At 70.1% G+C, this 25783-nt stretch carries 20 protein-coding genes, 1 pseudogene and 1 riboswitch; of the genes and pseudogenes, 9 read left to right on the top strand and 12 right to left on the bottom strand.

The genetic code is table 11. The features are described from left to right. Positions 1–368: 368 nt before the first annotated feature. Entirely contained in the window at positions 369–1487 is a 1119-nt protein-coding gene (locus tag ACFYMP_RS25800) for an adenosine deaminase (RefSeq protein ID WP_388861917.1), read from the top strand. A 21-nt stretch (positions 1488–1508) separates the two neighbouring features. Then, complete coding sequence (locus tag ACFYMP_RS25795) at positions 1509–2222, top strand: glycerophosphodiester phosphodiesterase (protein ID WP_388861915.1); 714 nt, start codon at positions 1509–1511, stop codon at positions 2220–2222. 419 nt (positions 2223–2641) lie between these two features. Here the strand turns inward: ACFYMP_RS25795 and ACFYMP_RS25790 are convergent, their stop codons facing one another. Continuing rightward, complete coding sequence (locus ACFYMP_RS25790) at positions 2642–4081, bottom strand: gamma-aminobutyraldehyde dehydrogenase (RefSeq protein ID WP_388861913.1); 1440 nt, start codon at positions 4079–4081, stop codon at positions 2642–2644. Positions 4082–4258: 177 nt separating this feature from the next. Between ACFYMP_RS25790 and ACFYMP_RS25785 the strand changes: the two genes are divergently transcribed. From ACFYMP_RS25785 to ACFYMP_RS25760, 6 genes are all read left to right on the top strand, one after another. Continuing rightward, the gene (locus tag ACFYMP_RS25785; protein ID WP_388861911.1) at positions 4259–4747 is read left to right on the top strand and encodes an Lrp/AsnC family transcriptional regulator; all 489 of its coding nucleotides are present in this window, start codon (positions 4259–4261) and stop codon (positions 4745–4747) included. Next, positions 4732–6111 carry an aspartate aminotransferase family protein gene (locus tag ACFYMP_RS25780; RefSeq protein ID WP_388861909.1) on the top strand — a complete coding sequence of 460 codons (1380 nt, stop codon included), beginning with the start codon at positions 4732–4734 and terminating at the stop codon, positions 6109–6111. The genes ACFYMP_RS25785 and ACFYMP_RS25780 overlap by 16 nt, the downstream gene beginning before the upstream one ends. 390 nt (positions 6112–6501) lie before the next feature. Further along, the gene (locus ACFYMP_RS25775) at positions 6502–7248 is read left to right on the top strand and encodes an ABC transporter ATP-binding protein (protein WP_388861907.1); all 747 of its coding nucleotides are present in this window, start codon (positions 6502–6504) and stop codon (positions 7246–7248) included. Then, positions 7230–8414, top strand: a complete 1185-nt coding sequence (locus ACFYMP_RS25770) for a hypothetical protein (protein WP_388861905.1) — start codon at positions 7230–7232, stop codon at positions 8412–8414. The genes ACFYMP_RS25775 and ACFYMP_RS25770 overlap by 19 nt, the downstream gene beginning before the upstream one ends. Before the next feature lie 319 nt (positions 8415–8733). Continuing rightward, the gene (locus ACFYMP_RS25765; RefSeq protein ID WP_388861903.1) at positions 8734–9150 is read left to right on the top strand and encodes a VOC family protein; all 417 of its coding nucleotides are present in this window, start codon (positions 8734–8736) and stop codon (positions 9148–9150) included. 459 nt (positions 9151–9609) lie between these two features. Then, a complete protein-coding gene (locus ACFYMP_RS25760; RefSeq protein WP_388862026.1) occupies positions 9610–10689 on the top strand; it encodes an LOG family protein in 1080 nt (359 codons plus the stop codon). A 308-nt stretch (positions 10690–10997) separates the two neighbouring features. Here the strand turns inward: ACFYMP_RS25760 and ACFYMP_RS25755 are convergent, their stop codons facing one another. From ACFYMP_RS25755 to rpsB, 9 genes are all read right to left on the bottom strand, one after another. Next, complete coding sequence (locus tag ACFYMP_RS25755) at positions 10998–12020, bottom strand: ABC transporter ATP-binding protein (protein WP_388861901.1); 1023 nt, start codon at positions 12018–12020, stop codon at positions 10998–11000. A gap of 293 nt (positions 12021–12313) precedes the next feature. After that, positions 12314–14143: an ABC transporter permease gene (locus ACFYMP_RS25750; RefSeq protein WP_388861899.1), complete on the bottom strand. Its 1830-nt coding sequence runs from the start codon at positions 14141–14143 to the stop codon at positions 12314–12316. Between the two features lie 233 nt (positions 14144–14376). Beyond that, positions 14377–15465 (bottom strand): thiamine ABC transporter substrate binding subunit, encoded by a 1089-nt coding sequence (locus ACFYMP_RS25745; RefSeq protein WP_388862024.1) that lies wholly within the window; start codon positions 15463–15465, stop codon positions 14377–14379. 82 nt (positions 15466–15547) lie between these two features. Continuing rightward, positions 15548–15675: riboswitch (TPP riboswitch) on the bottom strand. 102 nt (positions 15676–15777) lie between these two features. After that, positions 15778–16890: a 23S rRNA (adenine(2503)-C(2))-methyltransferase RlmN gene (gene rlmN / locus ACFYMP_RS25740; protein WP_363149593.1), complete on the bottom strand. Its 1113-nt coding sequence runs from the start codon at positions 16888–16890 to the stop codon at positions 15778–15780. A 175-nt stretch (positions 16891–17065) separates the two neighbouring features. Next, positions 17066–18208 carry a phosphatidate cytidylyltransferase gene (locus tag ACFYMP_RS25735; protein WP_388861897.1) on the bottom strand — a complete coding sequence of 381 codons (1143 nt, stop codon included), beginning with the start codon at positions 18206–18208 and terminating at the stop codon, positions 17066–17068. Continuing rightward, complete coding sequence (frr, locus tag ACFYMP_RS25730) at positions 18208–18765, bottom strand: ribosome recycling factor (RefSeq protein ID WP_363149591.1); 558 nt, start codon at positions 18763–18765, stop codon at positions 18208–18210. Before frr ends, ACFYMP_RS25735 begins: the two co-directional genes overlap by 1 nt. Positions 18766–18957: 192 nt before the next feature. Continuing rightward, positions 18958–19731, bottom strand: coding sequence for a UMP kinase (gene pyrH / locus ACFYMP_RS25725; RefSeq protein ID WP_388861895.1), 774 nt, complete (start codon positions 19729–19731; stop codon positions 18958–18960). A gap of 188 nt (positions 19732–19919) precedes the next feature. Next, the gene (tsf, locus tag ACFYMP_RS25720) at positions 19920–20756 is read right to left on the bottom strand and encodes a translation elongation factor Ts (protein ID WP_388861893.1); all 837 of its coding nucleotides are present in this window, start codon (positions 20754–20756) and stop codon (positions 19920–19922) included. Positions 20757–20917: 161 nt separating this feature from the next. Continuing rightward, positions 20918–21847 (bottom strand): 30S ribosomal protein S2, encoded by a 930-nt coding sequence (gene rpsB / locus ACFYMP_RS25715; RefSeq protein ID WP_388861891.1) that lies wholly within the window; start codon positions 21845–21847, stop codon positions 20918–20920. A gap of 264 nt (positions 21848–22111) precedes the next feature. Here rpsB and ACFYMP_RS25710 point away from each other — a divergent pair. After that, positions 22112–23497, top strand: a pseudogene (locus ACFYMP_RS25710) (peptidoglycan DD-metalloendopeptidase family protein); the annotation flags it as partial. 556 nt (positions 23498–24053) lie between these two features. Here the strand turns inward: ACFYMP_RS25710 and ACFYMP_RS25705 are convergent. Both ACFYMP_RS25705 and whiG read right to left on the bottom strand, forming a co-directional pair. Then, a complete protein-coding gene (locus tag ACFYMP_RS25705) occupies positions 24054–24611 on the bottom strand; it encodes a TetR/AcrR family transcriptional regulator (protein WP_388862022.1) in 558 nt (185 codons plus the stop codon). 199 nt (positions 24612–24810) lie between these two features. Continuing rightward, a complete protein-coding gene (gene whiG / locus ACFYMP_RS25700) occupies positions 24811–25650 on the bottom strand; it encodes an RNA polymerase sigma factor WhiG (RefSeq protein ID WP_388861889.1) in 840 nt (279 codons plus the stop codon). Between the last annotated feature and the right edge of the window lie 133 nt (positions 25651–25783).

Genomic DNA, 25783 nt, shown 5'->3' with positions numbered 1-25783 from the left:
GCGGGCGGCGGGCGGCGGGCGGCGGGCGGCGGGCGGCGGGCGGCGGGCGGCGGGCGGCGGGCGGCGGGCGGCGGGCGGCGGGCGGCGGGCGGCGGCGCATGCTACGGCTGCGTGGCTGTCGCGCCCCGAGGTGGCCCTGTACGAGCGCAGGCGTCCGCACCCGCGCGTCCGCGTCCGCACCGTTGAATATGCCACGGTGCGGAGCCGTCGCGGCAGCGCATATCCCACGGTGCGGGGGGACTGTGGGATGCCGTATGCCCCGCGAGATATGCCACGGCGCGACCCCGGCCCTGTGGCTTCAGGGACAGCCGCCCCCGGCGTCCCGCCTCGGGGACCACACCAAGAGCAGGCCCCGCCCCCTGAGCTCTATGCCGCAACCTACGATGATCCAGGCCGGTCCGCCGACCGTCCCAGCACCCCTCAGGGGGAAGGACCTCGTGGGGAAGGACCGGAAGGAAACCATGAACGATCTGCACGCCTTCATCGCGGGGCTGCCCAAGGCTGAGCTGCATGTGCATCATGTGGGCTCGGCATCGCCCCGCATCGTTTCCGAGCTGGCGGCGCGACACGGCGACTCCCTGGTGCCGACGGCGCCGGAGGCGCTTGCCGACTACTTCACCTTCACCGACTTCGCCCACTTCATCCAGGTCTACCTGTCGGTAGTGGACTTGATCCGCACGCCCGAGGACGTCCGGCTCCTCACCTTCGAGATCGCGCGCGACATGGCACGTCAGAACATCCGGTACGCGGAGCTGACGATCACGCCCTTCAGTTCGACGCGCCGCGGCATCGACGAGCGTGCCTTCATGGAGGCCATCGAGGACGCGAGGCTGGCCGCGGAGCGGGAGCTGGGCGTCGTCCTGCGGTGGTGCTTCGACATTCCGGGGGAGGCCGGGCTCGAGGCGGCGGAGGAGACGACGCGGCTGGCTGTCGATCTGCGCCCCGAAGGACTGGTCTCGTTCGGCCTGGGCGGGCCCGAGATCGGCGTCCCGCGCCCCCAGTTCAAGCCCTTCTTCGACCGCGCCATCGCGGCCGGACTGCGCTCGGTCCCCCACGCCGGCGAGACAACGGGGCCGCAGACCGTGTGGGACGCGCTGAACGACTTGGGCGCGGAGCGCATCGGGCACGGCACGACCTCCGTCCAGGACCCGAGGCTGCTGGAGCACCTCGCCGAGCGACGCGTTCCTCTTGAGGTCTGCCCGACGTCGAACGTCGCGACGCGCGCCGTCGCCGATCTCTCCGCGCATCCGCTCAAGGAGATGGTGGACGCCGGTGTGCTGGTCACCGTCAACAGCGACGACCCCCCGATGTTCGGCACCGACCTGAACAACGAGTACGCGATCGCCGCGAAGTTGCTGGATCTTGACGAGACGGGCCTGGCCGCGCTGGCCCGCAACGCCGTCGACGCCTCGTTCCTGGAGCCGGAGGGGAAGGGCCGGATCAAGGCCGAGATCGACGCGTACACCACCTCCTGGCTCGCGCCGTGACCCGTGTGATGACATGCGGTCATGCGCACCATTACGGCCGTGGGACATCGTGGCGATCCCTACCGCATCCGCGAGAACACTCTGCCCTCGCTCCGTTCCGCCCTGGACCGGGGTGCCGACGCCGTGGAGATGGACGTACGGCTGACTCGGGACGGAGTCCCGGTCCTGCTGCACGACGCGACGTTGCGGCGCTTGTGGGACCACGATCGACCAATCGACAAGCTGACAGCGTCCGAGGTGCACGAGCTGACCGCAGGGCACGTACCCACGCTCGCTGAGGCCCTGGAGGTCACCAAGGGCTCCCGGGTCATGATCGATCTTCCGTCCGGCAGCCGTCGCACGGCGACGGCCGTCGCGGGCGTGATCCGCGACAACGGCGCGGCGGACCGGGCCTACTACTGCGCGGGAGCCACGGCGATGCTCGCGGTACGCGAGGCCGACCCCGACGCCGAGATCGCCCTGACCTGGACGACGCTGGCCCCGCCCCGGCCCGCGCTTCTGGACGCCGTGCGCCCTCGGTGGCTCAACTACCGCTTCGGCCTGGTGAGCCGCCAACTCGTCGAGACGGTGCACCGGGACGGTCTCCTGGTCTCCGTGTGGACTCCCGACACTCGGCGCTCCATGCGCCGACTCGTCGCGGCCGGAGTCGACTCGATCACGACCAACCGCGTCGACGTGCTCGTAGCTGTGCGCCGTGCGGCCTCCCCCTCGTCCGCGCCGTCGCCTCAGCCGTAGGCACCGCGAGCAGCACGGGGCAGGCGGCGGGCAGGGACAGCCGGCGGCCGGCGGCCGGGCATGCATGAGCCCGGACGGTGCGGGCGTCCGCAGGGTTGTCCGCACCGTCCGGGCTCACCGGAAAAGATCCACCACGGCGACCGCCGAGCCGAACGGGGCAACCGAGAGGAGCGAGGACCTCGGAGCCGAACGGGGCGACCGAGAGGAGCGAGGGCCTCGGAGCCTGACGGGGCAGCCGAGCAGGCAGGACAGGCATGAGCGGGACGGGGCCGTCGTCACCAACCACCGACACGCCGCGGACGGCGCGCCCCGTCCCCCGTACGGTGCGGTGGGGCGGCGCGCACCCCCGCACACCCGCGGGCCGCCGCGCGGGCGACCCCCGCACGCCGGCCCCGTCGACCGGGCGCGTGCCCGCCCCGTCAGCCCTCCAGCGACGTCATGACGTGCTTGACGCGGGTGTAGTCGTCGAAGCCGTACAGCGAGAGATCCTTGCCGTATCCGGACTTCTTGAAGCCGCCGTGGGGCATTTCCGCGACGAGCGGGATGTGGGTGTTGATCCATACGCACCCGAAGTCGAGCGACCTGGACATGCGCATGGCCCGAGCGTGGTCCTTGGTCCACACGGAGGAGGCCAGGGCGTAGTCGACGCCGTTCGCGTACTCCAGAGCCTGCGCCTCGTCGCGGAAGGACTGCACCGTGATGACGGGGCCGAAGACCTCGTTCTGGATGATCTCGTCGTCCTGGCGCAGCCCGGAGACGACGGTCGGCGCGTAGAAGTAGCCCTTCTCGCCGACCCGGTGCCCGCCGGTCTCGACCTTGGCGTGCGACGGCAGACGGTCGATGAAGCCCGTGACCTGGGCGAGCTGGTTCGCGTTGTTGACGGGGCCGTAGAAGGCGTCCTCGTTCTCCGGGCCGCCGGTCGTGATCTCGGCGGCGGCCTTCGCGAGGGCGGCGACGAACTCGTCGTGGACGGACTCGTGGACCAGCACGCGGGTCGCGGCGGTACAGTCCTGGCCGGCGTTGAAGAAGCCCGCCTCGGTGATGCCGCTGACGGCCTTGGCGACGTCCGCGTCCTCGAAGACGACGACCGGCGCCTTGCCGCCCAGCTCCAGGTGGACCCGCTTGAGGTCCTTGGCGGCCGATTCCGCGACCTGCGTCCCGGCGCGGACGGAGCCCGTGATGGAAGCCATGGCGGGCGTGTCGTGCTCGACCATGAGCCGCCCCGTGTCGCGGTCGCCGCACACGACGTTGAAGACGCCCTTGGGCAGGACGGAGCCGATGATCTCCGCCATGAGAACAGTGGACGCGGGGGTCGTGTCCGAGGGCTTGAGCACCACCGTGTTGCCCGCGGCGAGCGCCGGGGCGAACTTCCAGACGCCCATCATCATCGGGTAGTTCCACGGCGCGACCTGGGCGCAGACCCCGATCGGCTCGCGCCGCACGAAGGAGGTGAGTCCCTCCATGTACTCGCCCGCGGAGCGGCCGTCGAGCATGCGCGCCGCGCCCGCGAAGAAGCGGATCTGGTCCACCATCGGCGGGATCTCCTCGGAGCGGGTGAGCCCGACCGGCTTCCCGGTGTTCTCCACCTCCGCCGCGATGAGGTCCTCGGCCCGCTCCTCGAAGGCGTCGGCGATCCGCAGCAGGGCCTTCTGCCGCTCCGCCGGCGTCGCGTCGCGCCACGCGGGGAAGGCGGCGGCCGCGGCGTCCATGGCGGCGTCGACGTCGGCCTCTCGCGACAACGGGGCGCTCGCGTACGCCTCGCCGGTGGCGGGGTTGACGACCTCGGTGGTCGCCCCGTCGGCGGCATCGCGGAACTCCCCGTCGATGTAGTTGCGCAGTCGACGCAGTTCGGTGCTCACTGCCGGCCCTCCTGTCGGGTGTCCAGAACTTGAGACACCCACCCTAGTCGGTGCTCCGACGCTTTCGACACGCCCACTCCCCCACAGCTTCGGAATCAGTTCTTTCCCGTCTCGTAAACAACGGATTTCATCGGTTGAACCTTGCGGAACTGTCGAGTCCTCGTGCAGAGTGAGGTGGTGGCCAGTCGCAGCGCAGATTCAAGAACAGGGAGCGGCGGCTCGTCGCTCGACGCCGTCTCCCTGGCGATCATCGAGCAACTCCAGGAGGACGGCCGCCGCCCGTACGCCGCGATCGGCAAAGCCGTGGGCCTCTCCGAAGCAGCCGTGCGGCAACGGGTGCAGAAGCTACTCGACCAGGGCGTCATGCAGATCGTGGCGGTGACGGATCCCCTGACCGTCGGCTTCCGTCGCCAGGCCATGGTGGGGATCAACGTCGAGGGAGATCTCGACGGCGTCGCCGAGGCCCTGTCCGCGATGGACGAGGTCGAGTACGTCGTCCTGACCGCCGGCTCCTTCGACCTGCTGGTGGAGATCGTCTGCGAGGACGACGACCACCTGCTCGAAGTGATCAACAAGCGTATCCGCGCCCTTCCCGGGGTGCGCTCCACCGAGAGCTTCGTCTACCTGAAGCTCAAGAAGCAGACCTACATGTGGGGAACCCGATAGCCGTGAGCAAGGATCTCTCCAAGACCGCGTACGACCACTTGTGGATGCACTTCACCCGCATGTCCTCGTACGAGGACGCGCCCGTTCCGACCATCGTGCGGGGCGAGGGCACCTACATCTACGACGACCGGGGCAAGCGCTATCTGGACGGTCTCGCCGGACTGTTCGTCGTCCAGGCCGGGCACGGACGCGCCGAACTCGCCGAGACCGCGGCGAAGCAGGCGAGGGAACTCGCCTTCTTCCCGATCTGGTCGTACGCGCACCCGAAGGCCGTGGAGCTCGCGGAACGCCTCGCCCACCACGCCCCGGGCGACCTGAACAAGGTCTTCTTCACCACCGGCGGCGGCGAGGCGGTGGAGACCGCCTGGAAGCTCGCGAAGCAGTACTTCAAGCTCGTGGGCAAGCCCACCAAGCACAAGGTCATCTCGCGCAACGTGGCCTACCACGGCACGCCGCACGGGGCGCTGTCGATCACGGGGCTGCCGGGCCTGAAGGCCCCCTTCGAACCGCTGGTGCCCGGCGCGCACAAGGTACCCAACACCAACATCTACCGGGCCCCGGTCCACGGCGACGACCCCGAGGCGTTCGGCCGGTGGGCCGCCGACCAGATCGAGCAGCAGATCCTCTTCGAGGGGCCCGACACCGTGGCGGCGGTCTTCCTGGAGCCCGTCCAGAACGCCGGAGGGTGCTTCCCGCCGCCGCCCGGCTACTTCCAGCGGGTGCGCGAGATCTGCGACCAGTACGACGTCCTGCTCGTGTCGGACGAGGTCATCTGCGCCTTCGGCCGCCTGGGCACGGTGTTCGCGTGCGACAAGTTCGGCTACGTCCCCGACATGATCACCTGCGCCAAGGGGATGACCTCCGGCTACTCACCGATCGGGGCCTGCGTCGTCTCCGATCGCCTCGCCGAGCCCTTCTACCGCGAGGACAACACTTTTCTGCACGGTTACACCTTCGGCGGTCACCCCGTGTCGGCGGCGGTGGGCGTCGCCAACCTCGACCTGTTCGAGCGCGAGGGGCTCAACCAGCACGTCCTGGACAACGAGGCGGCCTTCCTCGGCACCCTGCAGAAGCTGCTCGACCTCCCCATAGTCGGCGACGTCCGCGGCAACGGGTTCTTCTACGGCATCGAGCTCGTCAAGGACAAGGCCACCAAGGAGACCTTCACCGACGAGGAGTCCGAGCGCGTTCTGTACGGCTTCGTCTCGAAGAAGCTCTTCGAGTACGGCCTGTACTGCCGCGCCGACGACCGCGGGGACCCGGTCATCCAGTTGTCGCCGCCGCTCATCTCCGACCAGGCGACCTTCGACGAGATCGAGGGCATCGTCCGCCAGGTCCTGACCGAGGCGTGGACGAAGATCTGACGTCGCTCGCGGCCCGGCCTCACCGGCGGAGGGGCGCCGTACCGCTCGCCCCTCCGCCCGCTCCGGGCGTCGGCGCGGCCCCGTACGCCCGGCCCCGTCACGCTCCTTCCCGGCCTCCCTCCATCACAGCCGTTGCACCGATCGGGTGACAGGCCGTCAAGCAGTGCGGAGGCTTTGCCACGCGGAGCCTGCGGGCTGGCGGGCGGCTCGCATGTCCGCGTGTTACGTTCCACCCGTTTTCGGGAGAAAGCACGCGCCCTTCCGGGCGGACGTCACGGACACGGACGGGCCCCGCCCTGGGGACGGTGGACCCGTCCACGCCGGGACGAGGTCCGAGAGCGCGTCTCCCGTGCGGATCTGACGGCCCGGAGCGGAACTGAGGTGCACTGCATGGAGGCCCCGTCTCACCCCTCGGCCGACGACGTGCTGCGGGCGAGATCCCTGCACGTCGCCTACCACGGCTCCCCGGCGCTGCGCGACGTCTCGATCGACGTGCGGCGGGGAGAGATCGTCGCGGTCGGCGGCCCGCGGGGCAGCGGCCGGACGACCCTTCTGCGCTGTCTCTCCGGTCAACACGTCCCCGACGAGGGCGAGGTCTGGTTCGACGAGCGCCCCGTGCACGACCTGGGTGCCGTGCACCGTGAACGACTGCGCCGGGACCACTTCGGCTGGATCGACCCCGAGCCCCGGCTGGTGCCCGAACTGACGGCATGGGAGAACGTGGCCTTGCCGCTGCTGCTGCGCGGAGTGCCGCACCGTACGGCGCGGGTGACGGCCGAGGAGTGGCTGGAGCGTCTCGACATCCCCCGTAGCGGACGCAAGCGGCCGCACGCGATGCCGCACGCGGAGCGGCAACGCGTGTCGATCGCCAGAGCGCTCGTCACGACACCGACCGTGCTCTTCGCCGACGAGCCCACGGCCCCGTTGCACGCAGTGGACCGCGCCGTCGTCCTGCGCACACTGGCCACCGCGGCGCGCACCCACGGCGTCACTGTCGTCATGACCACCCACGGGGCGGAGGCAGCCGACCTCGCCGACCGCACCATCACCCTTGAGGACGGCCGCACCGTGCCCGCCACCCCCGCACCGGGCCCCTCCGACGCGGAAGGCCGCGCGACGTGCTCGCTCTCCGTCTGATGCGCGGTGGACGACCCTACGTCCAGATCCGCCGCCTTCTCGTGTCAGTCGCCTCGGCAGGCACCGGTTTCCTCCTGCTGTGTGCCCTCGGCCACGCCCTACAGGGCGGCCCGGGGCGCGGCGTGCGGCTCGCCTGGTGTCTCGTTCCCCTCGTGGCCACGGTGTACGTCGCGGTGGCCGTGGCCCGCACGGACCCCGCGCTGCGGCCCGACCGCAGTGGCCTCGCGGCATTCGGTCTGGAGGGAGCCGGGCTGCGCGTCTTCACCGGCGTCGCCACTGCGGCGTTCTGCGGCCTGGGCTCCGTCGTCGCGCTGATCGCCTTCCTGTTCGCGCGCGGCAACCTCGTGGGGCGCCCCCTGGGGGACGGAACGGCAAAAGCGCTGGGGGCCACGGCCACGTACGCGCTGCCCCTGGCCGGCGTCATCACCCTGCTCGCCGTCGTTCCGGTCGTCGCCTCGGTCGCCGCCACGTTCGCCGCGCCCGTCGGCGCGAGGGGACGCAGGGCCGAGGACGGCCGGACCCCCAAGGCCCCGGCGCCGCCCGCCACTCCCCCCGCGGGCCTGCCCTGGGGTGTCGCACTGCTGACGGCCGGTATCGCCGTACAGACCTACGCGGGACGGGGCGCCGAACGACGGGGGACGGCGTGGCTCGACGGTACGGGCAGCAGTCTTGCGGGGGTGCTCACGGGCTGGGCGCTGGCCGCTCTCGGCCTGGCCGTCGCCGGTCCGGGACTCACCTATCTGTGCGGTCGGGCGCTTCAGTCCGCCCGCCCCGGCGCCGTCCGGCTTCTGGCGGGCCGTGGCCTCCAGGAGGAGGCGCGGCGGATCGGAAGGCCGGCCGGTGTGGTGTGCGCCGTAGCCGCTGCGCTGCTGTCAGCCGTACGGCTCGGGGGCACCGTCCCCTCCCGGCAGGGCGACGCCGCTCCGGGGCTGCTCACCCTCTTCGGTGTGACGCTGGTCGCGGCGTGCGCCGGGGCGGCACTGCTGCTGGCCGCCGTGGAGTCCCGCCAGGCTCGTCACGAGACGACGGCCACGTTGCAGCGCGCGGGGGCCCCCGCGGCGACGCTCCGGGCGGCGGTGGCGATGCGGGCGGGGGCTCTTCTCGTCATGCTGGCGCCACTCGCCTGGCTGGTCGCCGTACTGACCACGCTGCCCCTCGTCGGCTGACTCGGGGCGCACGGTTCCCACGGCTTCGCGACATGTGCCCGTCCGCCGCCCCGACGACGGTGAACCGATCTGCCGCACACCGATGAGTTTCGTGTGACGCGGCCGTCTACCCCACGAGAACAGCGCTTCGGTACTGAGCGCGAGACGGACCGCGCCTCTACGCCTCACTCCATGGGCGGCGGGGCCCCACTCGGGAACGGTGCCGCTTCCGTCCAGTACGTCGCAGCGCCCGCCCCGCGGTAATGCGATCAACACACCGCACCAGGCACCAGGCACCGACCGTCAGACACGGCAGAGACAGACGTATAGGACAGGGCAAATGACTTATCAGCAGATGATCTTCGTCAATCTTCCGGTGAACGACCTGTCCGTCTCCCGGCGGTTCTTCACCGAGCTGGGGTATTCGATCAATGAACAGTTCAGCGACGAGCACACCGCCAGCGTCGTGATCAGCGACACGATCGTGGTGATGCTCCTGGAGAAGAAGCGCTTCCTGGACTTCACGCCCTCGGGCAAGGAGGTCGTGGACGCCTCGAAGTCGAACGAGGTCCTTGTCGCCCTCAGTGCGGAGAGCCGGGAGAAGGTGGACGGACTCGCCGACAGGGCACTTGCCTCGGGGGCCGCCCCGGCGCGCGAGCCCGAGGACCACGGCTTCATGTACGGCCGTTCCTTCCAGGACCCGGACGGCCACGTCTGGGAAGTCGTGTGGATGGACCCGGCCGCCGTCAAGGGCTGAGCAACTCACAGGCACGGATGGGGGCGCCGGCGAGGTCCGGGGGCGTCGCACACTCTCCACGCCCCCGGGCCCTGAGAGAGCCCTGACCTCACGCGCCCCCGGCCAACCGCCCCGGGCCTCGTCGCCGAACGGTAGACGGGGCTACGGGGCTACGGGGCTACCGGGCTACGGGGCTACGGGGCTACGGGGCTACGGGGCTACGGGGCTACGGGGCTACGGGGCTACGGGGGCAAACGAGCCGCAGGCGAAGCGCGATCCCTGCCTCGAACGGTTCCCCGTCACTCCTGCTGGACCGGCCTCTCCGCGTACGGCGCCCCCGTGCCGGGCAGTCTCAATCGGCAGTGCTTACCATGTGGCGTGCTGCCGATATCCGGGGCGTCCAGCCCCGTCCCCGCTCCGTCTCCCGCCACCGACGCCCCCGCGAACAGTGCGCCGGGTACGCCGCTCGGCGGCAAGGAGATCGAGTCCATCGCCGACTTCGACCTCGCCGTGCAGTCCGGAACGCTCGCCGGCTGCCGGGTTCAGGCGGTGGATCTGACGACGCGGGCACAGGCCCTGGCCTCGGCGGTCACCCGGGGAACGGTCTTCCTCGGGTGCGCCATGCTGCCGGAGACCGCCGCGCACGTACAGAGCGCCGGTGCTCTCGTCTTCCCCCGCGTGCCCGGCCTGCCCTTCGACCCGTACCGCGCGCGGCTCTACACCGCCGGGGAACTCTTCGACGGGCTCGACCGGCCCGCGGGTTACGAGGGGACGCCGGACGCGGCGGCGTATAGCTGGTTCCAGCAGACGAAGAGCGACGGAGACATCCTGTCGTCCATGCTCCGCGCCATCCACGACGACGCACTGTCGGACGCCTTGGACGAACTCCTTGCCGGCAGGAGAGTCGTCGGCGTCATGGGTGGCCACGCCCTGCGGCGGGGCACCGTGGAATATGCCGACGCCGCACGTCTGGGACGCGAGCTGTCCAGGTCCGGCGCGGTCGTGGCCACCGGAGGTGGCCCGGGCGCGATGGAGGCGGCTCAGCTCGGTGCCTACGCCGCCCCCCACAACGACGACATGCTGTCCGGCGCACTCGATGTCCTGGCCAAGGAGCCGTCTTTCACGCCGTCCGTGACAGCCTGGGCTCGGGCCGCGTTCAAGGTGCGAACGCAGTGGCCCCAAGGAGGTATGTCGGTTTCGGTGCCCACGTGGTTCTACGGCCACGAGCCTCCCAACGGCTTCGCCAGCCACATCGCGAAGTACTTCGCGAACGCGACGCGTGAGGACGGTCTCCTCGCCCGGTCCAACGGCGGTGTGGTCTTCCTGCCCGGCGCGGCCGGAACAGTTCAGGAGATCTTCGACAACGCGACGCCCAACTACTACGAATCGCGCGGCGTTCCGACGCCCATGGTCCTCGTGGGCCGGGAACACTGGACCGAGCGGCTGCCCACGTGGCCGCTCCTGCAGGCCCTCGCACAGGGGCGATCCCTGGAAGACAGGATCGCCTTGGTGGACCGTGTCGACCAAGCCGCGGCTGCCCTGCGGCACATCTCCGGGTGAATGACACCAGGCGGCGGACCGGTCGACCGCCGCAGCCACGCCGACGCGGTACTGACACGCCGACGCGGTACTGAAGCCGGCCGACGGGCCGACGGGCCGACGGGCCGACGGGCCGACGGGCCGACGGGCCGCACCCTTCCGGGCAGTCGGGACGGGGCGGAGCAGGGGGCTCGGTGGTCACCTGCCTCGTGGTGTCGGCCGCCTCGTTCCGCCCTCGCTCATCCACGAGATCGCCGGGCACGGTCGCCCTCCCCCCTCCGGCTCGGAAACCCGCCCGTTGGCTCCGGACACAGAGCCGGTGCGGCCCGTCAGCCGAGAACGACGACTTCCTCGGGCGAGAACGCGACACCGACTCGCGCACCGGGCTCCGGTGCCTCGCCCAGGGAGCAGGCGGCTTCCAGGGACGGGGCGTCGTCCGGACGCAGCCGCACGGCGACGTGGGTCCCCCGAAAGGTACGGGACACCACCTCGCACGGCAGTCCTTCGGTGACGGGGACGACGCGTACTCCGGCGGGCCGTATCAGCAGCGTGCGGCGTCCGCTCAGGTGGCCCGAGGCCACCGGGACCTTTCCCCAGACGGTCCGGGCGACGCCGGACCCGATCTCTCCTTCCGTGACGTTCTCGAACCCGAGGAAGCCCGCCACGAACGCGTCGGCCGGGTGCCGCCAGACTTCGAGCGGCGTCCCGGCCTGAGCGATACGGCCGTCCCGCATCACCACCACCCTGTCCGCGAGGGCGAACGCTTCCCCCTGGTCGTGAGTGACGGCGAGGACTGTTGTCCCCAGTTCGGTGAACAGCGAGCGGAGTTCGCCGACCAGACGCTCCCGCAGGCTCCGGTCGAGCTGGCCCAGGGGTTCGTCCAGCATCAGGAGCTGGGGACGAGGCGCGAGGGCACGCGCCAGGGCAACCCGCTGCTGCTCCCCGCCGGACAGGGCTCCCACCCTCCGGCCCCCCGCCCCGGGCAGTCCGACGAGGTCGAGCAGTTCCTCGACACGGCGCCCGCGTTCTGCTCGGGGCGTCCCGTGCATGCGGAGGCCGAAGGCGACGTTGCCCGCGACATCGCGCTGCGGGAAGAGCTGATGGTCCTGGAACATGAGGCCCACGCCCCGGCGGTGCACGGGGATCCCCGCCTGGTCCCTGCCCCCGAGCAGGACCTGTCCCTCGTCCAGCGGCTGAAGCCCCGCTACGGCGCGCAGCAAGGTGGACTTACCACTTCCACTTGGTCCGAGCACGCACACGATCTCGTGCGAAGCCACCGTGAGCTCGATCGCGTCGAGCGCCGACCGCCCGGAGCCGAAGCGAACGGTGGCCCCCACAAGGCTCAACGCCACCTCCTCGGCGTCACCCGCACCGCGCGCACCGTCTGCGCCCCGCCTACCGCTGGCGCCGTCCGGACCGTGCGCTCCGTCCGCGCCGTGCGCTCCGTCCAGTCCGCGCGCGCCCCGTGCACCGTCCGCGCCGTTCAGGCCGCTCACCTTCCCTGCACCTTCCGTGCGAGGCACGGCCGGACGAGCCGCCCGCCCCGTTCCGTGCCCCGCGGCACCCTTGTACCGGGCGAAGGACGCCGCCTCCTGTGCTGCGCCGTGTGCGGGCGCCATGGTGCACCGCGCCGTATTCCGGTCCGTCATGACTGCTCCTTCGCGTCACCTGTGGGGTTGGCGGGGCCTCCGGCGTACGGGGCGGAAACGCGGCCCCGTGCCGCCGCTGCCTCGTCGCCCTCCACCGCAGCCCCGTTCCCACCCCTCCGAGTGCGCCGACGGTGCTCCGTAGAGGTGGCATCGGCATCGGCATCGGCATCGGCATCGGCCGGGGCGTAGGTGCCGGGCTCAGCGGCGAGGCCGCGCGGCCTGATCCGTTCGAGTACCAGCAGGGACACCGCGCAGACGGCCATCAGCACCGTCGAGAGCGCCATGGCCTGACCGTAGTTGGTGTCGCCCGCCCGCCCGAGCAGCCGGGAGACCGCGACCGGCAACGTGGGAGCGTCGGGCCGGGCGATGAACACCGTCGCGCCGAACTCACCGAGAGACACGGCGAAGGCGAAGCCCGCGGCGACAAGCAGAGCCCGGCGCACCATGGGCAGGTCCACCTCTCGCCACACTCGCCAGGGCGAGGCCCCGAGTACGGCCGCCGCCTCGCGCAGACGCTGGTCCACTGCGCGAAGCACCGGCACCATCGTCCGCACCACGAACGGGACGCCGACGAGCGCCTGCGCCAACGGCACCAGGAACCACGAGGCGCGTAGGTCCAGCGGAGGCTTGTCGAGCGAGATCAAGAACCCGAATCCGACGGTCACTGCCGAGACGCCGAGCGGCAGCATGAGCAACCCGTCGAATCCGCGCACCAGGGCGTCGACGAGAGAGTTGCTCCTCCCGCGGGTCGGGCGGCTCAGCGCGGCAGCCGCCAGCCCGCCCACAACCAAAGCGATCAGCGTCGCCACGGCGGCGTAGCGCAGCGAGTTGCCGACCGCCGCGAGGGGGGCCACCAGGAAGAGTCCGCCGTCCGACGAGGCCAGCGCACGAAAGTAGCCGAGGCCGAAACCCTCCGGACCGTCGAAGGCTCGTCGGACCAGGACCGCCAGGGGCAGAACGAGGAGGAGGGCGACGGAGGCCAGTACCCCTCCCAGGAGCGCCCATTGCGCCGTGCCCCGGGGGCGCCGCGTGCCAGTGGCGGCGTCGACAAGCTTCAGGCTGCTCTCGGTGCGCCGGACGGTCCACGCGTGGGCCACCAGAATGGCTACGACGGCGGCGAACTGGACAAGCGTCAGCACGGCGGCGGTGGGCAGGTCCAGTAGCTGCGCCGTCTGCCGGTAGATCTCCACTTCCAGGGTCGAGTACGCCGGCCCGCCCAGGATCTGGACGATTCCGAACGAGGTGAAGGTGAACAGGAAGACCATGAGAGCCGCCGCGGCCACGACCGGAGCGAGAGCCGGCAGGGTCACGGTGCGGAACGCCGCCCAGCGCGAAGCGCCGAGGGTACGTGCCGCCTCCTCCTGCCTCGGATCCAGTTGCGCCCAAAGCCCCCCTACGGTGCGCACGACCACGGCGTAGTTGAAGAAGACGTGCGCCAGGAGGATCGCCCAGACCGTGGTGTCCAGCCTGATCCCCCACAGTTCGTCGGTGAGACCGCCCCGCCCGAGGAGCGCGAGGAAGGCCGTGCCGACGACGACGGTGGGCAGCACGAAGGGGACGGTCACCACCGCTCTCAGCAACTCCTTGCCAGGGAACTCGAAGCGGGCGAAGACGTAGGCACCGGGCAGCGCCACCACCAGGGTCAGCGCCGTCGACGCCAAGGCCTGCCAGGTCGTGAACCACAGGACGTCCTGGACATCGCTCTGCCCCAGCACGCCGAAGATCTTCCCGACCTGCCATCCCGCAGGGGTCTTCAGACCACGGCCGACGATGGCTGCCACCGGATAGGCGAAGAACAGCGCGAAGAACGCGACGGGTACGGCCATCAGCCCGAGCCGCGCCGCGGCGTCGCGAAGACGGGCACGCCGCACCTCGACGCCGCCCGGACGCTGCCGCCGAGACGGGGCCCCCGACGGCGCCCGACCGTACGGCGACGGGGCCCCGGACGAGGCGGGTGACGGCGTGGGCGGAATGGCCTGCTGCCCGGACTCGGAGCCGGGCTCCGCACCGTCTGAGCGCGCCGCGTCCGCCTCCGTACGTCCGGAACCCGCCCAGCCCGTCACTTGACGACGAGTGAGGTCCACGACTTGATCCACGCCTCACGGTGTTCGGCGATCTTCTCGGGCGCGACGGTGTGAGCGTCCTGCGCCGTCCCGTCGTACTTGGAGAACAACTCCGGCAGTTCGGTGCCCGCCACCACGGGGTTCACGAACATCGTGAGCGGCATGTCCGCCTGGAACTTGTCACTGATCAGGAAGTCGATCAGGGCCTTGCCGCCCTTCTCGTTCGCCGCGCCGTCGAGGAGCCCCGCGAACTCGATCTGCCGGAAGCAGGTCCCCGACGCGACGCCGGTGGGGGCGTGCTTCGGCCGGGGGTCTGCGTACAGCACCTCTACGGGCGGGCTGGAGGCGTAGGAGACGACCAGAGGACGATCGCCACCGGCCTTCCTGCCTCCGGCGGAACCGGAGAACTCCTCGTTGTACGCCTGCTCCCAGCTGTCGACGACCTTGACACCGTTCGACTTCAGCTTGCGCCAGTACCCCTGCCATCCGTCGTCGCCGTACTGCGACGCCGTACCGAGCAGGAAACCGAGGCCCGGCGAGGACGTCGCGGCGTTCTCGGTGACCAGGAGGTTCTTGTACTGCGGCTTCGCGAGGTCGGCGAAGCCACGGGGCGGGGCGAGCTTCTTTTGCGCGAAGTACTTCTTGTCGTAGTTCACGCAGATGTCTCCGGTGTCTACCGGCGTCACGCGGTGTTTCGCCCCGTCCAGCTGGACATCGGCCCCCACCCGGGCCAGTCCCTTGGCCTCGTAGGGCTGGAAGAGCCCGTTGTCGAGGGCGCGGGAGAGCAGCGTGTTGTCGACGCCGAAGAAGACGTCGCCCTGCGGGTTGCCCTTGGTGAGCACCGCCTGGTTCACGGCCTGGCCGGCGTCGCCGCTCTTGAGGACCTTCACCTTGTAGCCGGTCTTCTGCTGGAAGGCCTTGAGGACGCTCTTGGACGCGGCGAAGGAGTCGTGCGTGACCAGCGTGACGGTCTTGTCCTTCGCCTTGCCGTCGCCGCTTGACCCGTCCGAGCCGCAGCCGGCGAGGGCAAGGGCGCCGAGCCCCGTGGCCGCGATGCCCGCGGCGATCCTCTTCGTGATCGTGATGCGCACTGGATTCCTCCTGGATGGCCAGGAGAAGACGCGGCCATGCCCGCCTTCCGTCCGGAAGGCGGGCATGGCGCAACAGCATGAGTGATGACCGAACTTCCTACCCGGAATGACCCGGGCGAGGTTCAGAGGGTCTGCGACCTGGACGCCCCGTGACGGGACGTGGTGCCGCACTCTCAGCGCTGTGGCGCTCCCCTGTCGGAATGTGTGAAGTTGTCTCCGTGTCGTACTCACGGTGCCGCTCGGGCGGCCGAGTACGGAACGAATGTACGCGGACACCCTACCTCTGAGGGAGTGCGGAGCCTCAGGTCACCGCTCGGCGGCCGCGAGCTGACCGCACGCCCCGTCGATCTCCTGCCCCCTCGTGTCGCGCACCGTCACGGGCACGCCGTGGGCGGCGATGGCCTCCACGAAGGCTCGCTCGTCCTCGGGGCGCGAGGCCGTCCACTTGGAACCCGGTGTGGGGTTGAGCGGGATCAGGTTGACGTGGACGCGCTTGTTCTTGAGGAGACGGCCCAGGAGGTCCCCGCGCCACGCCTGATCGTTGATGTCGCGGATGAGCGCGTACTCGATGGACACTCGCCGACCGGACTTCTCCGCGTACTCCCACGCGGCGTCCAGCACCTCCCGCACCTTCCAGCGCGTGTTGACGGGGACGAGAGTGTCGCGCAGCTCGTCGTCGGGGGCGTGCAGCGACACGGCGAGCCGGCACTTGAAGCCCTCGTCGGCGAACCGGTGCATGGCCGGGACGAGGCCCACAGTGGACACGGTGATGCCCCGCTGCGACAGCCCGAGGCCGTCGGGCTCCGGGTCGGTGAGACGGCGGATGGCGCCGACCACACGGTTGTAGTTGGCTAGCGGCTCGCCCATCCCCATGAAGACGATGTTCGACAGGCGGGCGACGCCCCCGGGGATCTCTCCGTCACGCAGGGCGCGCATGCCGTCGACGATCTGGTGGACGATCTCGGCGGTCGAGAGGTTGCGGTCGAGACCGGCCTGCCCCGTCGCGCAGAACGGGCAGTTCATGCCGCAGCCGGCCTGCGAGGAGATGCACATGGTGACGCGGTCGGGGTACCGCATCAGCACTGACTCCACCAGAGTCCCGTCGAAGAGCTTCCACAGCGTCTTGCGCGTGGTGTCGTCGTCGCAGGAAATGTGCCGGACGACCGACATCAGTTCCGGCAGCAGCGCTTCCTGGAGCTTTCCCCGCGCGGCGGCCGGGATGTCCGTCCACTGCTGCGGGTCGTGGGCGTAGCGGGCGAAGTAGTGCTGGGAGAGCTGCTTCGCGCGGAACGGCTTCTCGCCGATGTCGGCGACCGCCTCCTTGCGCTGCGCGGGGGTGAGGTCGGCCAGGTGACGGGGCGGCTTCTTGGCTCCGCGCGGCGCGACGAAGGTGAGCTCTCCCGGGACGGGCGGGGCCATGGGCGGAAACTCCTCAGTGCGGCGCACTGCACGCCGTGAAGGGTGCCGGACGCCTCGGGGACGGGGGACGAGGCAGCAGGCCGCCCCCCCGTACGGGGGGGCGGCCCCGGGCCGCGAACACGAAAAAGGGCCCACCACAGGAATGGCGGACCCTTTCAGCGTAACGCGCGCCCCGTCACCCCGAGCCGACGAAGAGGACCAGCAGCAGCCACACCACGGGAGCGGTGGGGAGCAACGAGTCGAGCCGGTCCATGATGCCGCCGTGGCCCGGCAGCAGCGTGCCCATGTCCTTGATCCCGAGATCCCGCTTGATCATGGACTCGCCCAGGTCACCGAGGGTGGCGCTGGCGGCAACGGCGAGACCGAGCAGGAGTCCCTGCCACCACGCCCCGTCGTCGATCATGAACTGCATGCCCAGGGCACCCGCGACCATGGCGAAGGTCACGGCGCCGACCAGCCCCTCCCGCGTCTTGCCGGGGCTGATACGGGGCGCGAGCTTATGGCTGCCGAAGCGCCATCCGACCGCGTAGGCGCCGGTGTCGCTGACCACGGTCAGAATGAGGAACAGCAGCACCCGCCAGGCGCCGTCGTCCGCCCGGAGCATCAAGGCCACGAAGGTCGCCAGGAACGGCACGTAGAACGCGGCGAACACACCGGCCGTGACATCCCTGAGGTAGCCCTCCGGGGGCTGCGTCATACGCCAGACGAGGACGGCGAGCGCCGTCAGCGCCACCGCCACCCACGCGCCCTCGGGGCCCCGTGCGTAGCCGGCGATGACCATGGCCGCCCCGCCCAGAGCCAGCGGGATCAGCGGAGCCTTGATGCCCTTGCGCTCCGACAGCCGCGAGGTGAGCTCCCAGACACCGACCACGACGGCCACCGCTATGACACCGACGAACACGGCCTTGACGATGAACAACGAGGCGACGACAACCACGCCGAGACCGAGACCGACCCCTATGGCCGCGCCCAGGTCACGACCCGCGCTCTTCTTCTGCGGCGTGGGCTGCCCCGCGGGAGCGGACGCCGGGTCCGGTCCACGGTGCGACGGGGGTCCGGGCTCACTCTCCATGGGCTCCTGCGGCAGTTCGTCGCGGAACAGGGGACCCCTCAGCCGAGCGGTCCCCCGGTCGTCATCCTGATCTCCGCCGCTCGCGGGTAGGTCAGGCACGATGGGCATGGGCCGAGTCTCTTGGACGTCCTGCCCTTCGTACACGGGACCCGCCGAGGCGACCCCCTGGACAGGCCCCTGTCCGGGGGTGGGCCACGGCTCGCCGTATCCGGTGCGGGACGGCGCGCCCCAGGAAGAGTCGTTCATCAGACCTCGAGCAGCTCGGATTCCTTGTGCTTGAGCAGCTCGTCCACCTGCGCGACGTACTTCGCGGTGGTGTCGTCGAGCTCCTTCTCCGCGCGACGGACCTCGTCCTCGCCCGTCTCCTTGTCCTTGACCAGCTTGTCGAGCGCGTCCTTCGCCTTGCGGCGTACGGCGCGGATCGAGACCTTCGCGTCCTCGCCCTTGGTGCGGGCGACCTTGATGTACTCCTTGCGGCGTTCCTCGGTGAGCTCCGGGAAGACCACTCGGATGATATTGCCGTCGTTGCTCGGGTTGACGCCGAGGTCGGAGTCCCGGATGGCCTGCTCGACGTTGCGCAGAGCGCTCTTGTCGAACGGGGTCACGATCGCCATGCGCGGCTCCGGTACCGAGAACGACGCGAGCTGATTGATCGGCGTCATGGCCCCGTAGTAGTCGGCCACGATCTTGTTGAACATCGCCGGGTGTGCGCGGCCGGTACGGATGGCGGCCAAGTCTTCCTTGGCGACCACAACGGCCTTCTCCATCTTCTCCTCGGCTTCGAGGAGGGTCTCTTCGATCACCACTTGCTCCTGCGTGTCTTGAGTTGGCCTGACGGGGTCTTCCCGCTCCGTGATGGCGGCGGGAGTGCGCACAGGTCCGGCTGCGTCGCGTCTCTTCTGTACTGAACGGTGTCCGAGCGGCAGGGCTTTGTCCATCCCTGCCGACGACGACGGCGCTCCGTGGTGCCCGTGGGCTCACGGAGCGCTCCGGGCTCAGGCCCGGGTGCCCTGATCGCTTACGAGCGTGCCGATCTTCTCACCCTTGACGGCTCGCGCGATATTGCCCGCGGCGAGCAGTTCGAAGACGAGGATGGGCAGCCGGTTGTCGCGGCACAGGGTGATGGCGGTCATGTCGGCGACCTTGAGGTCCCGGGTGATGACCTCGCCGTAGCCCAGGGCGTCGTACTTCACGGCGTCGGGGTTGGTCTTGGGGTCCGCGTCGTAGACCCCGTCCACACCGTTCTTGCCCATGAGGAGGGCTTCCGCGTGGATCTCCAGAGCACGCTGCGCGGCGGTGGTGTCGGTGGAGAAGTACGGCATTCCCATACCGGCGCCGAAGATGACCACGCGGCCCTTCTCCAAGTGGCGGATGGCGCGCAGCGGAATGTAGGGCTCGGCCACCTGTCCCATGGTGATGGCCGTCTGCACACGGGAGTCGATGCCCTCCTTCTCCAGGAAGTCCTGGAGGGCGAGGCAGTTCATGACGGTGCCGAGCATGCCCATGTAGTCGGACCGGGCCCGGTCCATCCCGCGCTGCTGCAGTTCCGCGCCCCGGAAGAAGTTGCCGCCGCCGATGACAACCGCGATCTGCGCGCCTCCGCGCACCACGGCGGCGATCTCACGCGCGATGGCGTGCACCACGTCGGGGTCGACACCCAGTCCCCCACCACCGGCGAAGGCTTCGCCGGAGAGCTTCAGCAGAAAGCGGCCGGCGCCCTTGCCGTGCTCGCTCAGGTCGGTGGAATTATCGGCCTCGGCCATGGTCATGGGTTTCTCCTCGTGATGCGCATACCAAGAAGGCCACTGCCGCCGGGGATGGTTCGCAACCCGTGCACGGCAATGGCCTCCTCGTCAGATCAGCTGTCGGCGGCGGTACGGGGCACCGTACGTCGCCGACCGCCCACAGCCCTTCCCGGGCACTGCCGGGAAGGGCTTGAGTCGATCGTGGTCCGGACTCAGATGCCGACCTTGATGCGCGCGAAACGCTTCAGGCTGACACCGGCCTCGTCTAGGACCTTCTTGACGGACTTCTTGTTGTCCTTCGCGAACGGCTGGTCGAGGAGGGTGACCTCCTTGAAGAAGCCGTTCACCCGACCCTCGATGATCTTCGGCAGGGCGGCCTCGGGCTTGCCCTCGTTGCGCGAGGTCTCCTCGGCGACGCGACGCTCCGTCTCCACGACCTCGGCCGGAACGTCCTCGCGGGTGAGGTACTTCGGCGCGAACGCGGCGATGTGCTGCGCGACGTCCTTGGCGACCTCGGCGTTCTCCTTGTCCAGCTCGACGAGTACGCCGATCTGGGGCGGGAGGTCGGGCATCGTGCGGTGCATGTACGCCGCGACGTAGCCACCGGAGAACTGGGCGAAGCGGTCCAGGACGATCTTCTCGCCGAGGTTGGCGTTCGCCTCGTCCACGTACGCCTGGACGGTCTTACCGGGCTCGATCTCGGAGGCGAGCAGCGCCTCCAGGTCGGCGGGCGACGTCTTGGCGACGTGCTCGGCGAGCGTGTTGGCGACGGCCTGGAACTTCTCGCCCTTGGCGACGAAGTCGGTCTCGCACTTGAGCTCGACCAGAACGCCGGAGGTGTGGTCGTCGGCGATGAGGGAGACGACGGCGCCGTTCTCGGCGGAGCGGCCCTCGCGCTTGGCGACGCCCTTCTGGCCCTTGACGCGGAGCAGCTCGACGGCCTTGTCCACGCTGCCGTCGGCCTCGTCCAGCGCCTTCTTGCAGTCCATCATGCCGGCGCCGGTGAGCTCACGGAGCTTCTTGACGTCGGCGGCGGTGTAGTTCGCCATGATTCAGTGAATCTTTCTCGAAGTCTGGAAGATCGCGGATCAGCGGTGTTCTCGCCTGCGCCGCAGGTTCTCTGCGGGTGGGCAGCTGCGAAGATCCACGAGAATCTACGGGTGGACGGCGGGGGCCGTGGCCCCCGCCGTCACTACCGAAGCGGTGCGGGTCAGGCCTGCTCGGCTTCCGCGGCAGGAGCCTCGGCAGCGGCAGGAGCCTCAGCCTCAGCGGCGGCCGGAGCCTCGGCGGACTCGGCGTCGGCGACCTTCTCGGTCTCGGCGGAGGTCTGCACCTCGGTCTCGGCGGCGGCCTCGTCCTTCTTGTCGCCTCCGAGCAGGTCACGCTCCCACTCGGCCAGCGGCTCGCCGGCGGCCTTCTCGCCCGGCTTCGAGTCACCGGTCGCGGCGCCGGAACGGGCGATGAGGCCCTCGGCGACACCGTCGGCGATCACGCGGGTGAGCAGGGTGACGGAGCGGATCGCGTCGTCGTTGCCCGGGATCTTGTAGTCGACCTCGTCGGGGTCGCAGTTGGTGTCGAGGATCGCGACGACCGGGATGTTGAGCTTCCGCGCCTCGCCGACGGCGATGTGCTCCTTCTTAGTGTCCACGATCCAGACGGCGCTGGGCACCTTCTGCATCTCGCGGATACCGCCGAGGGTCTTCTCCAGCTTGGCCTTCTCGCGGGAGAGGACCAGGAGCTCCTTCTTGGTGAGGCCGGAGGCGGCCACGTCCTCGAAGTCGATCTGCTCGAGCTCCTTCAGGCGCTGCAGGCGCTTGTAGACGGTCGAGAAGTTGGTGAGCATGCCGCCGAGCCAACGCTGGTTGACGTACGGCATGCCGACGCGGGTGGCCTGCTCCGCGATGGCCTCCTGCGCCTGCTTCTTCGTACCCACGAACATGACCGTGCCGCCGTGGGCGACGGTCTCCTTGACGAACTCGTAGGCGCGGTCGATGTACGACAGCGACTGGAGCAGGTCGATGATGTAGATGCCGTTGCGCTCCGTGAAGATGAAACGCTTCATCTTCGGGTTCCAACGACGGGTCTGGTGACCGAAGTGGACGCCGCTCTCCAGCAGCTCCCGCATCGTGACGACGGCCATGGCCGTATCTCCTTGTTTTCCCGGTTGCGGACGCCGGACGGCGCCCGCTCCTGACGCCCCTGACGCGCCGTTCCACTAAGGACCGAGAAGCGCGGACACCTACGAACGTGCCGGTGTCGGGGCGTGCGAAGTCGATCCGGTGACCCGGATCGCCACCAGAAGTGTACGGGACAGCGAAGCGACCGGGTGACGGTGTTATCCACAACAGGACAGTTATCCACAGATCCGGACCAAGATCCCCGAAGCCCCCTCGACTACGTCACCATGGCGACCGGGAACATCACTCTCCGTGAGGATTCATCCCGAGAACGTGACCGATGTCGACTCTCGCGGTGGAGCACCGCCCGAGAACGGGGGAAGAGAAGTATGTCCGGTACAGACGAACGCGGAAGGCTCAACGGCCGCTGGGGATGGAGCGCACTCGCGGTGACAGCCGCTTCGGCGGTTCTTGTGACGACGCTACTGCCATGGGCTGTGGGCAGGGCCGCGGACTTCCTGGGGCGCACCTCACTCCGTGCCTCCCCTGGATGGGCGGAACCTGTTCCAGAGGCGTCCACAGCAGACCGCGACGTGTCCGGGCCTGACAGGCCGTCCCGGACCTCACGCACTCCTGCGCGCCCCGGTCCCCCCTCGGGAGCCAACCGGCGGGCGACAGCACAGCGCTTCCCTGTCCACGAGCCGTCTCCGGCAGAGCCTGCCGAAGCTCGCCGCGCGGCCTCGGGCCCGCGGGAGGCGCTCGTCCACCACGAGCGAGAAGGCCTGCCTGTCCAGCGCACTCCACTCACTCCGTCGCCCGCGCGGGCGACAGGCCGTGAGGGCGATGCCCCGCTACGCGAGGCGTCGACACGCACGCGACCGATGCCGCACACGTCACGCGACAGGCCGCGTTCCCGCGGGAGCGCAAGGCCGCAGGGAGCGAGGGGAGCCGCGTTCCGCTCCGCGACGCCGACAACACTCCAGGCCCAGGCACGCCGGAGTCACCCTCACCAAACGTCTGGGGGCCGCTGCGGCCAGGACCGTACTTCTCGACCGTCGCCCCAGCCGGGCGACGCCGCACGGCGCGGCGACCCGCGCCACCCTTCCCGCACCACAGGCAAGGGAGAAGGCCGCGGGGCAGGCTGGGCCGCCCGGCCACCGAGCGTCGAGCAGGCCGCCGCCCGCCCGGAGCGCCGGCCCGATGCCGAACGGGGCACCCGGCTGTCAGCACCACCCCGCACGTCCGGATCGGACGAGTCCCCGACTCCCGACGGTGCGTCTCCTGGTACCGCGTCGACACCGGCGCCGACCGGTTCGGCCCCCGGCAGGCCCTCTACGCCTGACGACGCGTCCCTCGACCCGGCAGCCCGGAGCTGGCCTGTGGGCAGCCACCCGCTGGTGCTGCGCGGCTGGGACCCTCCGCGTTCGCCGTACGGCCCCGGCCACCGCGGCGTGGATCTCGGTGCTCCGCCGGGCACACCGGTACGAGCGGCAGCGGCCGGCACGGTGGTCTACGTCGGTCAGGTCGCCGGCCGGGGCGTCGTCACCGTCGAACTGCTGCGATCGGGAACTCCGCCGCTGCGTACGACCTACGAGCCGGTGGCTCCTTCGGTCGCGAAGGGAACGGTGCTGGCGGCCGGGGAGCAAGTGGGCGTGATTGAGACCGGAGGCTTTCACTGCCCGGGTGGGTGTCTGCACTGGGGCCTGCTCAGGGGCGACGTCTACCTGAACCCGCTGTCGCTACTGCCCCCGGACATGTTGTCCGCCGGTCCGTCACGCCTGCTGCCCCTCACCGACGAGGCCGGCACGGCGCACGCCTGGGCGGCGTCCGGCCCCGACCACACGGGCGGGACGCCCGTCAATCCGGTGACGACGACCGGATCCGACTCTGACGGCCGACCGCGACCGCCCGCCGCACCTCAGACGCTGACGGACATGGGGCCGGAGAGCGCGGGGACCGCTCTGGCCGCGAGTGTTTCCTGGACGGCGCGTCTGTGGAACAGAACGAATCGCTGGCTGAGGCGCAGCACCGACGCGGTACCGCGACTGCTCAGGCGACTCGGCCGACCGCACCGCTCACGCCGTACTCGTGTCACCGCATCCGGGAAAGGGGTGTTCCGGCCGTCACGGACGCGGGGCGGCTTCACGATCTGCACACCTCCGCCGGCCGAGCACACGGTCCATGGAAGACGATGTGCGCAGAGCGGGGGCGACGCGGCCGACAAGCGCTTCAGCCGTGCACGCCTCGCAGCGCCATGGCTACCGCGGCGTCAGCGATCTGTGCCGGCTCCTCGGCCACGCCGAGTTCGATACGGCGCACAGCGGCGTCGACGACGCCCTGGAGCAGCATCGCCGCGAGGCGCGGCTGTCCGTGGCCCAGGTCGCTGAGCGCTTCCACCACCATGGCGACGAGCCCGCCGTGGGCGGCCCGGATCTTCTCCCGTGCGCCGGCGTCCAGTTCGCTCGCGGAGATGGCCGCCACGGCGCGGTGCCGCCGATCCCCCACGAGGTCGAGCTGCCTGCGCACGTACGCCTCGACCTTGTCCGTCGGTGTCTCGGCCCTGGCCATGGCGACCTCGACCTCGGCCGCCCAGACCGGGAAGTCGACCGCACAGAGTTCTTCCACGACCGCGGCGCGCGAACGGAAGTACTCGTAGACGGAGGACCTGGCCAGTCCGGTGCGTTCCGCGAGGGCGGGGAAGGTCAGGGCCTCCGTCCCGCCCTCGGACAGCAGGGATCGGGCGGCGTCCAAGAGGGCGCCACGTTGCATCGACCGGTGCTCGGCCACGGAGGCCGCTCGAATCCTGGGCACCCGACCACTTTACGGACGTGATTCCCACCCGCCCACCCGGTCCCGCGACGAAGCACGCGGTGCGGCCAAATCCCGGCAAAGCGCGTCGGCCGCCCCCGCCTGGTCCAGGCCCCGGCATCTGCCGCCACTCCGCGCCCCGATACGCGGCCGAGCAACCGCTCAGGACGACGGCGCGTCACACACCGAAGCCGGAGAGCTTCGCCCGTAACTGCAGAACCGATTTGGTGTGGATCTGGCTGACGCGACTCTCGGTGACACCGAGGACGTGGCCGATCTCCGCGAGGGTGAGCCCCTCGTAGTAGTAGAGCATCACGACGGTCTTCTCACGGTCCGGCAGGGTGTTGATGGCTCCGGCGAGGAGCCGCCGAAGCTCCCGCCCCTCCGCCACCTCGACCGGGTTGTCGGCAGCCGTGTCCTCCAGGGTGTCCATGAGGCTGAGGCGGTCGCCGCCCTCTCCGCCCACGCTCAGCAGTTCCTCCAGCGCCACGACGTTGGCAAGGGACAACTGACTGAAGACCGCGTGCAGTTCCTCGACCGCGATGCCCATCTCGTCCGCCACCTCGATCTCGGTGGGGGTGCGCCGTAGCTGGGCTTCCAACGTGGCGTAGGCGCGCTCGACGTTACGGGCCTTCTGACGCACGGAGCGGGGAATCCAGTCAAGGGCACGCAACTCGTCGATCATCGCGCCGCGGATGCGCGTGATGGCGTACGTCTCGAACTTGATGGAGCGTTCGATGTCGAATTTCTCGATCGCGTCGATCAGTCCGAAGACACCGGAGGAGACGAAGTCGGCCTGCTCCACGTTGGGAGGCAGGCCGACGCTCACTCGTCCCGCGACGTACTTGACCAGGGGCGAGTAGTGCAGGATCAACTGCTCGCGCAGGCGCCCGTCCCCCGTCGTCTTGTACATCCGCCACAGCTCGTCGACCGACTTGGGTGCGTGACGCCGCACGCTGTCGCCGTGAGCGGCGGGGGGAGCCGCCGCCCCGTCGGAGCCGGAGATCTGCTGGGGCATTCGTCGCCTTGTGCCGTTCTGCTGTGAACTGAGCCGGTCGTGCGCGGGCTGACGCCGCGGGCCTGAATTTCGTTGTGAGCGTAGCGTGACTGAACTGTCGCAGTGTGCGAATGCTAGGGGATCACACGTACGC

The organism is Streptomyces sp. NPDC007088 (genome assembly GCF_042869355.1).
Lineage (GTDB): Bacteria > Actinomycetota > Actinomycetes > Streptomycetales > Streptomycetaceae > Streptomyces.
Note: the sequence above shows the minus strand (reverse complement) of the source record. Positions and strands in the feature narration are given on the sequence as shown.